The following is a 14497-nucleotide window of genomic DNA, read 5'->3' on the forward strand; positions in this document are numbered from 1 at the left end:
TACAAATCCGACCAGCGCGCTCAGATTTAACTGGGATTCAGCCGATGATTTAACCGGCCTGCGGTAGATTGCCAATGCCATCATCTGGCTATACTTCAGCCACTATCCGCAGTACGCCTGGCCATCCCGCCCAGGCCAGGGAGTGCCTGTCGTGCGTCGTGCCTTCGTGCTGTTGCTTACCCTGCTGTTCTGCCATACGGCGCTCGCCTTCGAACTGGACGACAAGGCCAGCGGCGCGTGGCTCAACGATCACCTCGAACTGCTACAGGAACGTGACGGCCCGCTGTCGCTGGAAGCCGTGCAGGCCAGCCGCGATTTCATCCCGGCCAACGGCCGCACCAGCGTCGGCCAGAGCCCCGACGGCTGGTGGCTGCGCCTGGACCTCGACCGCCGCACCACCCCGCTCGGCGGTTGGTGGCTGGAGGTGGACGCGGTCAATCTGAAGGACCTGCGCCTCTACGTACCCGACGAACGGGGCATCTACCGGGAAACGCTATCCGGCGAGGCTGTTCCCTTCGCCCAGGGCCGCGACCGCGACTACCGCCGCCCGGTCTTCCACCTGCCCGACGGCAGCGGCCCGGTGCGCATCTATGCCCGCGTCTACGATCCGGCCGGCAACTCCTTCCCGCTGCGCGTCTGGTCACTGAACGACCTGCAGGACCATCGCGCCGATACCAGCCTGCTCCTCGGCTTCATCTACGGCCTGATTGCCGCCCTGCTGCTGTACAACCTGTTCATCCTGCTGACACTGCGCGACCCGGCGTACTTCTGGTACGTACTGACCACCGCCAGCGCACTGCTGTTCAGCCTGGGCATGAGCGGCCACGGCTTCGAGTACTTCTGGCCCGATCACCCGGTGCCCTGGTGGCTCGACCGCATCACCCTGCCCTCGCTCTGGGGTCTGTGCGTTCACCGCTTCACCATCACCCTGCTGCAGACCCGCCGCCATGTGCGCTGGTCGCACTGGCTGCTAAACCTGAACTGCGCGCTGTACGTGCTGACCATCGTCCTCGGCGCGCTGCACCTGCGCGGTGTGGCGGGCTGGATGCTGGTGACGATTACCCTGATCGGCGTGCCGGCCGCCCTCGGCGGCGCCCTGGTGCGCTGGCGTCAGGGCTCGTTCCCGGCTTTCCTCTACCTGCTCGGCTTCGGCCTGGTGCTGACCAGTGTGAGCATCTCGGTGCTGCGCGCCACTGGTGTGGTGCAGCCCTCGCCGCTGACCTCGTACATCTTCCCCATCGCCGTGGCCATGGAGTCGGTGCTGTTCTCCTTCGCCCTCACCTCGCGCATCCAGGGTCTGAAGCGCGAGCGCGCCCAGGCCCTGGAACAGGCGGACCGGGAAAAGAGCGCGCGCCTGACGCTCATGCAGAGCGCCCAGCAGGACCTGGCGACTGCCGTCGCCGAGCGCACTGCCGAGCTGACCCAGAGCAACCAGCTCCTGCGCGAGCGCGAAGTGCAGCTGCAGCACGCCGCGCACTACGACCCGCTGACCGGCCTGCCGAACCGCCGCTACCTGGTGGAGCACGCCGAGCACGCCCTGGCCAACGCCCAGCAGAACGGCGAGACGCTGGCACTGATGCTGATCGACCTCGACCACTTCAAGCCGATCAACGACAGCCACGGTCATGACGCCGGCGACTTCATGCTGCAGAACGTCGGCAACCGCCTGCGCCAGTGCGTACGCGGCAGCGACTGCGTGGCGCGCCTGGGCGGCGATGAATTCGCAGCGCTGATCTCGGGGCCGGACGCCGAGGGGCACGCCAGGGAGATCGCCTGCCGCATCCTCAACGAGCTGTCACGCCCGGTAAAGTTCGAGAACCTGGAACTGCGCGTCACGCCGAGTATCGGCGTGGCCATCTACCCCAGCCACGCGATGCAGTTCAGCAAGCTCTACAAGGCTGCCGACCAGGCACTCTATGAAGTAAAGGGCAATGGCCGGGCAAGCTACATGATGGCCAGCGAGACCGGCGGTGAGACCAGCGATCTCTGGCAGGAGAGCGAATGGCTGGGAAGCGAAGACCGCGCCTGATCAGTTGCGGTAGCGGCGCGGCACACGGGCAGTGACCTTGGTCAGCAGCTCGTAGCCGATGGTCCCGGCGTGGGCCGCCACTTCGTCAACCGGCAGGTTGGCGCCCCACAGCTCGACGCGGTCGCCCACGACCGCGCTGGGCAGGTCGGTCAGGTCCACCGCCAGCATGTCCATCGACACACGCCCGGCCAGCGCCGCGCGCTGGCCATCCACCAGCACCGGCGTGCCGCTCGGTGCGTGGCGCGGATAGCCATCGGCGTAGCCACAGCTCACCGTACCGATACGCGACGGCCGCTCAGCCACCCAGGTCGCGCCGTAACCGACGCTCTCCCCCACAGCCACCTCGCGCACGGCGATCAATTGCGCCTCCAGACTCATCGCCGGGCGCAGGCTCAGCTCGGCGGCGCCGATGTCGGCGAACGGCGTTGCGCCATAGAGCATGATGCCGGGACGAATCCAGTCCATATGAGCGGCAGGAATGGTCAACACGGCGGCAGAATTGGCCAGCGAACGCAGGTCGAAATCCAGGTCCAGCACACTGAGGAAACAGGCCACCTGGTCTTCGGTCAGCTCGTCACCGCGCAGGTCGGCATTGGCGAAGTGGCTCATGAGGTTCAGCTCGGCCACCTGCGGCGCCTGGCGCAGGCGCGGATGCCAGTCGCGCAGCGCCTCGGGCGAGAATCCGAGGCGGTGCATGCCGGTATCCAGCTTGAGCCACACATTGAGCGCGCTGGGCAGCTGGGCAGAGAGCAGCGCCGCGGCCTGCTCGGGCCCCTGCACCGCCACGTCCAGGCGCAGCTGGGCGGCGATCAGGTATTCCGCCGGCTCGAAGCAGCCCTCCAGCAGCAGGATGCGGGCGCCGGCATGCAGCGCGCGCACCTCGGCAGCCTCTTCCAGACAGGCCACGGCAAAGCCGTCGGCCTCATCGTGCAGGCAGCTCACCACTTCCCGCGCCCCATGCCCGTAGGCGTTCGCCTTGACCACCGCGAAGGCTTCGCGCCCGGGCGCGCAGCGCTTGGCGACGGCGTAGTTGTGGCGAATGGCGGCTAGATCGACGTGAGCGACGAGCGGGCGCATGGCGGCCTCTGCAATGAAAACGGGCGCCTATCTTAAGGCGCCCGTCGGTCACGCGGAATGCGGCATCGTTACTCGTCTTCGAAGTTGTACATGCCGGGGGCGAGGTTCTCGAAGCGACTGTAGCGGCCGAGGAAGGCGACGCGCACCGTGCCGATGGGACCGTTACGCTGCTTGCCGAGGATGATCTCGGCGACACCCTTGAACTCGGTCTCCGGGTGATACACCTCATCGCGGTAGACGAACATGATCACGTCGGCGTCCTGCTCGATCGCTCCGGATTCCCGCAGGTCGGAGTTCACCGGACGCTTGTTGGGGCGCTGCTCCAGCGAACGGTTGAGCTGCGAGAGCGCGACGACCGGACAGTTGAATTCCTTCGCCAGTGCCTTGAGCGAGCGGGAAATCTCGGAAATCTCGTTGGTCCGGTTATCGCCGGCGGAACCGGGAATCTGCATCAGCTGCAGGTAGTCCACCATGATCAGGCCGATCTCGCCGTGCTCACGGGCCAGACGGCGGGTGCGAGCGCGCATTTCCGAGGGGGAAATGCCGGCAGTGTCGTCGATGAACAGCTTGCGGTCGCTGAGCAGGTTCACCGCCGAGGTCAACCGCGGCCAATCTTCGTCGTCCAGCTTGCCGGTACGCACCTTGGTCTGGTCGATGCGGCCGAGCGAAGCGAGCATACGCATCACGATGGAGTCGGAAGGCATCTCGAGGGAGTACACCAGGATCGCCTTGTCGCTACGCATCAGGGCGTTCTCCACCAGGTTCATGGCGAAGGTGGTCTTACCCATCGACGGACGGCCAGCAACGATGATCAGGTCGGATGGCTGCAGGCCACTGGTCTTCTCGTCGAGATCGGTGAAGCCAGTGGTGATACCGGTCAGCGCATCCGAAGTGTTGAACAGGTGATCGATACGGTCGATGGTCTTGGCCAGGATGTCACCGATGCCCACCGGACCGCCGGTCTTGGGGCGCGCTTCGGCGATCTCGAAAATCTTGCGCTCGGCTTCGTCGAGCACTTCGTTGGCGCTGCGCCCTTCGGGGTTGAAAGCGCTGTCAGCGATGTCACTGCTGATGCCGATCAACTGCCGCAGCGTGGCACGCTCGCGGATGATGCCCGCATACGCCTTGATGTTCGCCACCGAGGGTGTGTTCTTCGCCAGCTCGGCAAGGTAGGCCAGACCGCCGACCTGGGACAGCTGGCCTTCGCGCTCGAGCTGTTCGGAGAGGGTCACCACGTCGATCGGCTGGTTGGCTTCGGCGAGCTTGTAGACGGCGCGGAAGATCAGGCGATGGTCATGGCGGTAGAAGTCGCCATCGGACACGGCGTCGGAGACGCGTTCCCATGCGTTGTTGTCGAGCATCAGGCCACCCAGCACTGCCTGTTCGGCTTCGATCGAGTGCGGCGGCACCTTGAGGGAAGCGGTCTGCAGGTCGTATTGCTCGGGAATGGTGATGTCGTTCATGGGTTCTTCGTGTTGGCTCTTCACAGGAGAGAATCAAACGGCGGAAAAAACAAAGGGCACGGACCGAGGATCGGCACCGTGCCCATTGTTATTGGACAGATTCACCCAGGCAAGCTGTGTGAATCGTCCTAGCGACGAATCGCTTACTCGGCGACTACAACCACGTGCAGGGTTGCATCAACATCCATGTGCAGTTGCACTTCGATGTTGTATTCGCCTACAGCGCGCAGGGCGCCGTCGGGCAGGCGAACTTCGCTCTTTTCCAGCGGGTAGCCGGCAGCCGAAACGGCGTCGGCGATGTCGCGGGTGCCGATCGAACCGAACAGCTTGCCTTCGTCGCCAGCGTGGGCGCCGATGGTCACGATCAGTTCGGCCAGTTGGGCAGCACGAGCTTCAGCAGCGGCTTTTTTCTCAGCAGCGGCTTTTTCCAGCTCTGCACGGCGCTCTTCGAAAGCAGCGACGTTGGCAGCGGTGGCAGCGGTGGCTTTGCCCTGCGGCAGCAGGTAGTTACGAGCGTAACCGCCCTTTACGTTCAGCTTGTCGCCCAGGTTGCCCAGTTTGGCGATCTTTTCCAGCAGGATGACTTCCATTTGAGTCTTACCTCTTAACTTTTAACCTTCACCGTTCGCAGCTTTCTGGCGCTTGGCCAGGCGACCGCGAAAATCAAACAGACTGTCGACTACGGCGACAAGACAGATCACATTGCCCAGTACGAATACCAGCAGGTACAGCGGTGCCAGCCAGAAGCCCGGGAGCCTCTTCAGCGCGGCCAGGCCGTGCCCCAGTGCGATCCCGGCAAACAGCAGCGGAATCATGCACAGCGGCGCCAGCATGGTGGCCGCGGGACCTGCGAAGGGCAGCGCCACAACGCCGACCAGCAGCGCTACAGCCGTGCCCGGCGACAGGCGCAGTGCGCGGAACTCGCGGCCGAACCCTTCCGGGTTGAACAGTACTGCTTGCCAATAACGCGCCAGCATCAGGCACAACAGGCTGATCGCCTGCAGCGAGGCTGCCATCAGGCCGGTGATGGTCGGGACCATCTCCGCCTGCAGGGCGGCCATCTGTTCCGGCGAAAGCTTGGCTTCGGCCAGAACCTGCGGCAGTGCCTTGCCGAATGCATCGGCAAGACCAGCGACCAACCCGGCCGACACCGTGCTGAGCAGCAGCACGAACACCGCACCGAGCACAACGCTCGCCAGCATCACCTGGTTCCAGGACACCCTGCTGCGCAGAACCTGCGCCAGCACGGCACTACCCACCAGGACCAGACTCACGCTGGGGTCACCCAGGTACCACCAGGCCAGTGCCGGAAGCAGCGCCCAGGCCAGGATGCCAAAGGCATCGCCGGCGCCACGGCGCAACAGCACCAGACTGCCTGCTGCGGCACCGAGCCAGAACAACGGCTGCAGTACCGCGGCTGCGACGACCACCAGGGTCGCCTGCATGCGGCCTCGCATGACAAATTCAGCCAATGCGCGCATGCGATCTATCCATCAATTCCAGTCGACTGCCCGATCAACGGCCGTGGCTGTCGGTGTAGGGAAGCAGGGCCAGGTAACGGGCGCGCTTGATAGCGGTCGCCAGCTGACGCTGGTACTTGGCTTTGGTGCCGGTGATACGGCTCGGAACGATCTTGCCGGTTTCGGAAACGTAGGCCTTCAGGGTGTTCAGATCTTTGTAATCGATCTCTTTCACGCCTTCAGCGGTGAAACGGCAGAACTTACGACGACGGAAGAAACGTGCCATGTGTGTGGCTCCTCAATACTGGTCCGGGATTACTCGTCAGCGCTGTCGCGGCTATCTTCGCCGTCAGCGGACTCGCCCTCGTTCGATTCGGGACGCTCACGGCGCTCGCGGCGCTCGTTGCGGCTCTCTTCGGCCTTCAGCATTTCGGACTGGCCGGTAACGGCTTCGTCGCGACGGATGACCATGTTACGGATCACGGCGTCGTTGTAACGGAAGTTGTCTTCCATTTCTGCCAGGGCCTTGGCGGTGCACTCGACGTTCATCAGAACGTAGTGAGCCTTGTGCACGTTGTTGATGGCGTAAGCCAGCTGACGACGGCCCCAGTCTTCCAGACGGTGGACTTTGCCGCCGTCTTCTTCGATGGCCTTGGTGTAACGCTCGACCATGCCACCGACTTGTTCGCTCTGGTCCGGGTGAACCAGGAACACGATTTCGTAATGACGCATAAATGCTCCTTACGGATTGCAGCCTGCCGACAAAGCGGTCAGACAAGGAGTGAATGATTTTTTCCTTGCCGCTCGGAAGCACGCGCGAACGCCTGCCCGGACGACAAGGGCCGACATTCTAGAGAAGCGTGCCGGGTGGCGCAAGGAAAACTGGTGAAACTTTGAACAGCGCGAGGCGGCATGAGCCGCCTCGCGTGGGGACGTCAGGCGCCGGCCTTGAGCTGGCGCTGGCGGACGATCTCGAAGAGGCAGACACCGGTAGCCACGGAGACGTTCAGGCTGCTGACGCTGCCTTGCATCGGCAGCTTGGCCAGGTAGTCACAGTGATCGCGGGTCAGACGGCGCATCCCCTTGCCCTCGGCGCCCATCACCAGCACGGTCGGCCCGGTGAGGTCGAGTTCATAGAGCATCTGGGTCGCCTCGCCAGCGGTGCCGACGATCCACAGGCCGCGCTGCTGGAGTTTTTCCAGGGTGCGCGCAAGGTTGGTCACCGCCACCAACGGGATGACTTCGGCGGCGCCGCAGGCCACTTTACGCACGGTAGCGTTAAGGGTGGCGGACTTGTCCTTCGGCACGATGACCGCCAGCGCGCCCGCCGCATCGGCGGTACGCAGGCAGGCGCCGAGGTTGTGCGGGTCGGTCACGCCGTCCAGTACCAGCAGCAGCGCCGGACCGGTGGAGCGCTCCAACAGCTCCTCCAGCATGTTCTCGCCCCACACCTGGCTGGGGCTGACTTCGGCGACCACGCCCTGGTGCACGCCCTCGGCCCACTCATCCAGTTCCTTGCGGTCGCGCGTACCTACAGGCACGCGCGCCTGGCCGGCCAGATCGACCAGCGCCTGAACGCGCGGATCCTGGCGGCCCTCAGCTAGCCACAACTGTTTGACCCGCTTGGGGTGATGACGCAGCAACGCCTCTACGGCATGGACCCCGTAGACCTTTTCCCACTGACTCATTTCTTCGCCTTACGCTTGCTGGCCGGCGCGCCGCCAGTAGCACCCGACTTGGGCGCGGCAGAGCCCTTGCGGTGCTTGGTCGACTTGCCAGACCGGGCTTTCTGTTTCGACGGATTGCGCGGCTTGCCCGCGACGGGTGCGCCCTTGCCTTTGCCGGCCGCCGGCTTGTTGCCGCCGACCTTGGCCTCCTCGAGCAACGCCTTCTTCACTTCGCGACTCTTGCGTACATCGGTGTTACCGAGCATTTCCTCGGCCTTGGCGAGCATTTCCGGGGCGACCGACGGCAGGGCCTGAACCACGCCGACCTTGCGCTTGCGTGGCTGCACGGCAACGTCCGGAGCGAGATACGGATCGTCCGCCACCGCACGAGGCGCCCTGGTCGGCTTGTCTTTTGCCGTCACGCCCCCGGGCACCTTGCCTTTGGCCGCCTTGCCTTTGGCCGCCCTACCCTTGGCGACCGGCTCAGTCTTCTCACCACGCTTCTTGCGGCCGATGGGCGCGCTGAGCACGTTGTCGGAGAGCTCGAAGTCGATCTTGCGCTCATCCAGGTCGACGCGCGCCACCACGACTTCCACGGTGTCACCCAGGCGGAAGCTGCGGCCGGTACGCTCGCCGCTCAGGCGGTGATGCACGGCATCGAAGTGGTAGTAGTCACCGGGCAGCGCGGTGACGTGCACCAGGCCTTCTACATAGATATCGCTCAGTTCGACGAAGATGCCGAAACCGGTCACCGCGGTGATCACGCCGGGGAAGGTCTCGCCCACGCGCTCACGCATGAACTCGCACTTCAGCCAGTTGGTGACGTCGCGGGTTGCTTCATCGGCACGACGCTCGGTCATCGAGCACTGCTCGCCCAACTGGGCCAGGCGGGCTTCGTCGTACGGATAGATACGCGCCTTGGGCATGCTCGCAGCGCCGACGCGCTGCACATGCTCCGACGCCGCCTTGGAGCGGATCAGGCCACGAATGGCGCGATGGGTCAGCAAGTCCGGATAGCGGCGGATCGGCGAGGTGAAGTGGGTGTATGCCTCGTAGTTCAAGCCGAAGTGCCCGGCGTTCTCGGGGCTGTACACCGCCTGGCTCAGGGAGCGCAGCATCACGGTCTGGATCAGTTGCAGGTCCGGACGGCCCTGGATGGACTCCAGCAGCTTCTGGTAGTCCGCCGGAGTCGGATCGCCCTTGCCGCGATAGAGAGTCAGGCCCAGTTCACCGAGGAATTGACGCAGGTTGTTCAGCTTCTCCTGCGGCGGACCATCGTGAACGCGGTACAGCGCTGGGATGCCGTGCTTCTCGAGGAATTTGGCGGTGGCAACGTTGGCCGCCAGCATGCACTCCTCGATCAGCTTGTGCGCATCGTTGCGCTGAGTCGGGCGGATCTCCGAGATCTTGCGGTCCGCGCCGAAGACAATGCGGGTTTCCTGGGTCTCGAAATCGATTGCACCGCGGACGTGGCGCGCGCCGACGAGGACCTTGTACAGGTCATACAGCGTATTGAGGTGCGGCACCACCGCCGGCAACTGCTCCTTCAGGCGCTGGCCTTCAGGGCTGTCAGGAGTTTCCAGGTACTGGCTGACCTTGGTATAGGTCAGCCGCGCGTGGGAATGAATGACCGCCTCATAGAACTGGTAGTCAGTCATCTTTCCGGCCTTCGAGAGGTTCATCTCGCAGACCATGGCCAGGCGATCGACCAGCGGATTCAGGGAGCACAAGCCGTTGGAGAGGATTTCCGGCAGCATCGGGATGACGCGCTCGGGGAAGTACACCGAGTTACCGCGCTTGGCCGCCTCTTCATCCAGGGCCGAACCGACCTTCACATAATGAGAGACGTCGGCGATGGCGACGAACAACTTCCAGCCGCCCCCCTTGCGCTTCTCGGCATAGACCGCGTCGTCGAAGTCGCGGGCGTCCTCGCCGTCGATGGTGACAAAAGGCAGGGCGCGCAGGTCGACGCGCTTTTCCTTGTCCTTCTCCAGCACTTCGGGCTTGAGCTTGGCCGCTTCCTTCTCCACGGCTTCGGGCCAGGTGTGAGGAATGTCATAGCTGCGCAGCGCGACTTCGATTTCCATGCCCGGCGCCATGTAGTCGCCGAGCACTTCCACCACTTCGCCCTGGGCCTGGCGATGCACGCTCGGCCAGACGTCGATGCGCACCTGGACGAACTGGTTGTGCTTCGCCTTGCCGGCCTTGCCCGGGGGGATCAGCACTTCCTGCTGGATCTTCGGGTTGTCTGCCACGACCGTGCCGATGCCGCTCTCGTCGAAGTAGCGACCGACGATGGTCTCGTGGGCGCGCTCGACCACTTCGACGATCGCACCTTCGCGGCGACCACGGCGGTCAAAGCCGGACACACGCGCCAGGGCGCGGTCGCCGTCGAATACCAGGCGCATCTGCGTCGGACTGAGGAACAGGTCGTCGCTGCCGTCATCGGGGATCAGGAAACCGAAGCCGTCGCGGTGGCCGGCGATGCGGCCGAGGATCAGGTCGAGCTTGTCCACCGGCGCGTAGGCGCCACGGCGGGTATAGATAAGCTGGCCGTCGCGCTCCATGGCACGCAGTCGGCGGCGCAGCGCTTCTTCCGGCTCTTCGCCGGAGAGGCCGAGCTCATCCATCAATTGGGAACGCGTCGCGGGCGCGCCGCGTTCGGCGAGATGCGCCAGGATGAGTTCACGGCTAGGGATGGGGTTGTCGTATTTTTCCGCCTCGCGGGCGGCCTCGGGATCGAGGTTTTGCCAATCGGCCATTAAAGTGCGGTCACCTTATATATAGGGATATGGATCGCCATGTGCTTATTGAAGCGCGAAACCCGCCCGTCGGTCAGCTTCGGGCAAGAATAAATTTTTTATCGCATCAGGGGTTTACAAGCGAAAACGCTCTCCGTATAGTTCGCGCCCACAGCGTCAGACAGATGTTGTAACACGGAAACGATGAGCAATCATCGACTCCAGTGCCCAGGTGGCGGAATTGGTAGACGCACTAGGTTCAGGTCCTAGCGGTGGCAACACCGTGGAAGTTCGAGTCTTCTCCTGGGCACCACTTATTCAAGGGTAAAGTCAGTCCTTTATTGGCTTTATCGGACGGGTTCGGAACCCTGATAACCGAACAATAGACCGTCAGATGCAACCAAGGGTTGCATCACCGCAAGACGATGAGCGATCATCGCACCCCATGCTGAAAAGCATGCCCAGGTGGCGGAATTGGTAGACGCACTAGGTTCAGGTCCTAGCGGTGGCAACACCGTGGAAGTTCGAGTCTTCTCCTGGGCACCATCTTCAAACGAAAAAGCCGAGCCATGCTCGGCTTTTTCGTTTTCGGCTTTCCGAGTCATCTGGAGCTGAGCGCCGCAGCGCCCGCCCCACACCATCACGCCTTGAACTGCCCCAGACTGGCGCGCAGTTGACCGGCCAACCCATCGAGCACCCGCCCACTGCTGGCGGTCGCACTGACCGCTTCCGCAGCTCGACTTGCCTCGGCATGGATCACTTCGACCCGCCCGCGCACCGCCGCAGCGCCAGCCGCCTGCTGCTGGGCCGAATGCGTTGCCGCTTCGATAGCGCCATGCACTTCCTCCACGGCGCTCTGCACTTCGCGTTGCAGCCGCTCACTGTCCTGCAGCGCAGCCAGCCCCTGCACCGCCTGCTCGCGCGCCTGACCAATGGCGGAGACGGCCTCACGAGCGCCTTCCTGCAACGCGCCGATGTGTGACTGGATATCACCAGTTGATTGCTGGGTCTTGCTGGCCAGTGCACGCACCTCGTCGGCTACCACGGCAAATCCGCGTCCGCTTTCGCCGGCGCGCGCCGCTTCGATGGCCGCGTTCAGTGCCAGCAGGTTGGTCTGCTCGGCGATGCCATGGATTACCGAGAGCACCACTTCGATCTGCTCACTCTGCCGCGCCAGGCGCTCGATGACGCCGGCGCCATTCTGCACGCGGGACTCCAGGGTTGCGATCAGGCCACCCACCTTGCGGGCAATGGCTGCATTGTCCTGCGCCGCCTTGCGGATTTCCCCCACCCGCGCCAGAGCCGCCTGCATGGAGCGGCTTTCCATTTCTGCTTCCGCGGCCATGCCGGAGAGTGCCTCCAGACTGCCGGCCACTTCGTTGTGCTGCCGATCCGCCGCCGCCTCGGCACTGGCACTGCGGCCGGCCAACGCGGCGATCTCGTTGCCAGTCTGCCGTGCCACCAGCCCCGCCTCGCGCACGATAGGCTGAAGCTTGTCGACAAAGCGATTCACTGCGGCTGCCATTTCACCCAGCTCATCGCGACTGTCCAACCGCACGCGACGGGTGAGGTCGCCCTCCCCGGCAGCCAGGTCGTTCAACGCATCGATCAGCAGGCGCAGGCGATTCACCACACGACGACCCAGTACGATCGCCAGGCATAACAGGACACCAAGCCCCACCAGCAGAAGCCCCATACCGATGCGCCAACGCAGCGTTCCTGCCGCCTCTTCGATGGAGACTTTCGCACCTTGACTCATCGCGTCGGCCGCCTGCTTCGCCGACTGCAGGCGCGCCGTGAGCGCTTTGGTGCTATCGGCAGCCGCACCAGTGAGACTGTCACCCACCAACTGATCACCGCTGGCAACCAGGGCGGAGAAGCGCTGATCCAGCGCGGCGATCTGCTTCTCGATGGCATCGGTGGAAACCCCCAGGCGTACCGTACCGATGACGACACCGTTAGGACTGATCGGCGCCTCGACGAGGAATACCGAGGCGTCATGACTTGCCGCTTCGAGTACCTTGTCCAGGGCGCGCTCACCCTTGCCTTTCGCCAGCAGCGCCTGGACCCGCGGATCCTCGCGATTGAGATAGCGGGTCAGGTGCTGACCCTGAGGATCGTCATAGACCACGAAGAGCACGTTCGGATTGGCCTGGGCTCGCCGAGCGTAGTCAGATAGCAGCGGGACGTCGTTATCCCACATGGCCTTGGGTGCGACGGCAGCGAGCAGCTGCGCCAATTCGGTGGCGGACTGGCGCAGGCTCTGCTCCAGTCCTTCGCGCAACTGGCCCTGCTCTTCCTCCAGGCGCGCCGAAAGCGCCGCGCCCAGACGCTCACGGGTGCGCACGGAAAGATCGTTCAGCCCGGTGGTGACCTCCTTGCCAGCCTGCCCCAACTCGCCCGCCAGGCGTAGCGATTCGTCACCCAGGTGCGCACTCAGGTCAGCAACCAGGCCATCAACGGTGCTACGGGTCAGCCAGAGGGCGACTGCCAGTTGTACCAGCAGCGCGATCCCAAGGGCGATAAAAGCAGGGCGCAGCAGGCGGCTGCGCAGGAGCGACAGGACGGCGGACACGGCGGGCTTCCTCCGGACGTAACGGATGTCTGGCGCGAAGTGCGCCGTTCCGTTTCACCAGCAAAGCGCGTGCCGCCGCGCAGATTCGAACCCCGGAAACGACAACGGGCCGCATGAGCGGCCCGTTGCAGTACACAGCTGAGGATCAGCCGAATGGATGGCGCAGGACGATGGTCTCTGCACGGTCCGGGCCGGTGGAGATGATGTCGATGGGCGCACCGACCAGCGCCTCGATGCGCTTGATGTAAGCGCGCGCATTGGCCGGCAGGCCTTCCAGGCTCTGTACGCCGACGGTGGACTCGCTCCAGCCCGGCAGGTCCTCGTAGATCGGCTGCAGGCCGATGTAGCTGTCGGCGTCGGTCGGGGCGTCGGTCAGCAATTCGCCGGCGGCGTTCTTGTAACCGGTGCAGATACGCACGGTTTCCAGGCCGTCGAGAACGTCCAGCTTGGTCAGGCAGAGGCCCGACAGGCTGTTGATCTCAATGGCACGACGCAGGATGACGGCATCGAACCAGCCACAACGACGGGCACGCCCGGTAGTGGCGCCGAACTCGTGGCCCACCTTGGCCAGACGCGCACCGACCTCATCGAACAGCTCGGTCGGGAACGGACCGGAACCCACGCGAGTGGTGTAGGCCTTGGTGATACCCAGGATGTAATCCAGGTACAGCGGACCAAAGCCCGAACCGGTAGCAGTGCCGCCAGCGGTGGTGTTGGAGCTGGTAACGAACGGGTAGGTGCCATGGTCGATGTCCAGCAGCGAGCCCTGGGCGCCTTCGAACATGATGTTCTCGTCGGCGCGGCGCAGATCGTGCAGCGTCGAAGTCACGTCGGTCATCAGCGGACGCAGCTCTTCGGCATAGGCCATGCACTCGTCGAGCGTCTTCTGGAAGTCGACGGCCGGCTCCTTGTAATAGTTCTGCAGGACGAAGTTGTGGTAGTCCAGCAGCTCGCCCAGCTTGGCGGCAAAGCGCTCGCGATGGAACAGATCCCCCACGCGCAGGCCACGACGGGCCACCTTGTCTTCGTATGCCGGGCCAATGCCACGACCGGTGGTACCGATCTTCGCGTCGCCGCGAGCCTTCTCGCGCGCCTGGTCCAGCGCCACGTGGAAGGACAGGATCAGCGGGCAGGACGGGCTGATGCGCAGGCGTTCGCGCACCGGTACGCCCTTCTCCTCCAGCTTGGCGATCTCGCGCATCAGCGCGTCGGGCGCCAGCACCACGCCGTTGCCGATCAGGCACTGCACGCCTTCGCGCAGGATGCCCGACGGAATCAGGTGCAGTACGGTCTTCTCGCCAGCGACCACCAGGGTATGACCGGCGTTGTGGCCGCCCTGGTAACGCACCACGGCAGCAGCCTGGTCGGTCAGCAGGTCGACGATCTTGCCTTTGCCCTCATCACCCCACTGGGTGCCCAGGACTACGACATTCTTACCCATAACTCTTGTCCCCATCGTGGATGTTCGGTGCCGGCCGCGGCCGG

Annotated in this window: 11 protein-coding genes, 2 tRNA genes and 1 pseudogene; 3 read left to right on the forward strand and 11 right to left on the reverse strand. The window is 64.2% G+C overall.

Annotated features, from left to right (window positions below; all coding sequences use genetic code 11):
- Nucleotides 1–151 precede the first annotated feature (151 nt).
- Nucleotides 152–2029: a diguanylate cyclase domain-containing protein gene (locus AC1ZV1_RS26920; RefSeq protein ID WP_484294420.1), complete on the forward strand. Its 1878-nt coding sequence runs from the start codon at nt 152–154 to the stop codon at nt 2027–2029.
- Here the strand turns inward: AC1ZV1_RS26920 and alr are convergent, their stop codons facing one another.
- From alr to rnr, 8 genes are all read right to left on the reverse strand, one after another.
- Nucleotides 2030–3106 (reverse strand): alanine racemase, encoded by a 1077-nt coding sequence (alr, locus tag AC1ZV1_RS26925; RefSeq protein WP_484294421.1) that lies wholly within the window; start codon nt 3104–3106, stop codon nt 2030–2032.
- 68 nt (nt 3107–3174) lie between these two features.
- Nucleotides 3175–4569 carry a replicative DNA helicase gene (gene dnaB / locus AC1ZV1_RS26930; RefSeq protein ID WP_484294422.1) on the reverse strand — a complete coding sequence of 465 codons (1395 nt, stop codon included), beginning with the start codon at nt 4567–4569 and terminating at the stop codon, nt 3175–3177.
- Nucleotides 4570–4712: 143 nt separating this feature from the next.
- Nucleotides 4713–5159 carry a 50S ribosomal protein L9 gene (gene rplI / locus AC1ZV1_RS26935; RefSeq protein WP_015479134.1) on the reverse strand — a complete coding sequence of 149 codons (447 nt, stop codon included), beginning with the start codon at nt 5157–5159 and terminating at the stop codon, nt 4713–4715.
- Between the two features lie 21 nt (nt 5160–5180).
- Nucleotides 5181–6050, reverse strand: coding sequence for a hypothetical protein (locus AC1ZV1_RS26940; RefSeq protein WP_484294423.1), 870 nt, complete (start codon nt 6048–6050; stop codon nt 5181–5183).
- A gap of 34 nt (nt 6051–6084) precedes the next feature.
- Nucleotides 6085–6315 (reverse strand): 30S ribosomal protein S18, encoded by a 231-nt coding sequence (rpsR, locus tag AC1ZV1_RS26945; RefSeq protein ID WP_003095634.1) that lies wholly within the window; start codon nt 6313–6315, stop codon nt 6085–6087.
- Between the two features lie 29 nt (nt 6316–6344).
- Nucleotides 6345–6761 (reverse strand): 30S ribosomal protein S6, encoded by a 417-nt coding sequence (gene rpsF, locus AC1ZV1_RS26950; protein ID WP_015479136.1) that lies wholly within the window; start codon nt 6759–6761, stop codon nt 6345–6347.
- Between the two features lie 203 nt (nt 6762–6964).
- Entirely contained in the window at nt 6965–7717 is a 753-nt protein-coding gene (rlmB, locus tag AC1ZV1_RS26955; RefSeq protein ID WP_484294424.1) for a 23S rRNA (guanosine(2251)-2'-O)-methyltransferase RlmB, read from the reverse strand.
- Nucleotides 7714–10458: a ribonuclease R gene (gene rnr, locus AC1ZV1_RS26960; protein ID WP_484294425.1), complete on the reverse strand. Its 2745-nt coding sequence runs from the start codon at nt 10456–10458 to the stop codon at nt 7714–7716. Before rnr ends, rlmB begins: the two co-directional genes overlap by 4 nt.
- A 205-nt stretch (nt 10459–10663) precedes the next feature.
- Here rnr and AC1ZV1_RS26965 point away from each other — a divergent pair.
- Together AC1ZV1_RS26965 and AC1ZV1_RS26970 are read left to right on the forward strand one after the other, a co-directional pair.
- A tRNA-Leu gene (locus tag AC1ZV1_RS26965) sits at nt 10664–10750 on the forward strand.
- Between the two features lie 146 nt (nt 10751–10896).
- Nucleotides 10897–10983, forward strand: a tRNA-Leu gene (locus tag AC1ZV1_RS26970).
- A gap of 94 nt (nt 10984–11077) precedes the next feature.
- Here AC1ZV1_RS26970 and AC1ZV1_RS26975 read toward each other — a convergent pair.
- The 3 genes and pseudogenes from AC1ZV1_RS26975 to AC1ZV1_RS26985 form a co-directional block, all read right to left on the reverse strand.
- Nucleotides 11078–11962, reverse strand: coding sequence for a methyl-accepting chemotaxis protein (locus AC1ZV1_RS26975; protein WP_484297648.1), 885 nt, complete (start codon nt 11960–11962; stop codon nt 11078–11080).
- Between the two features lie 21 nt (nt 11963–11983).
- Nucleotides 11984–12640 (reverse strand): annotated as a pseudogene (locus tag AC1ZV1_RS26980) (methyl-accepting chemotaxis protein); the annotation flags it as partial.
- Nucleotides 12641–13157: 517 nt separating this feature from the next.
- On the reverse strand, nt 13158–14453 hold the full coding sequence (locus AC1ZV1_RS26985; protein ID WP_484294426.1) for an adenylosuccinate synthase: 1296 nt from the start codon (nt 14451–14453) through the stop codon (nt 13158–13160).
- Nucleotides 14454–14497: the final 44 nt, after the last annotated feature.

This window comes from Pseudomonas sp. BB438 (genome assembly GCF_057180225.1).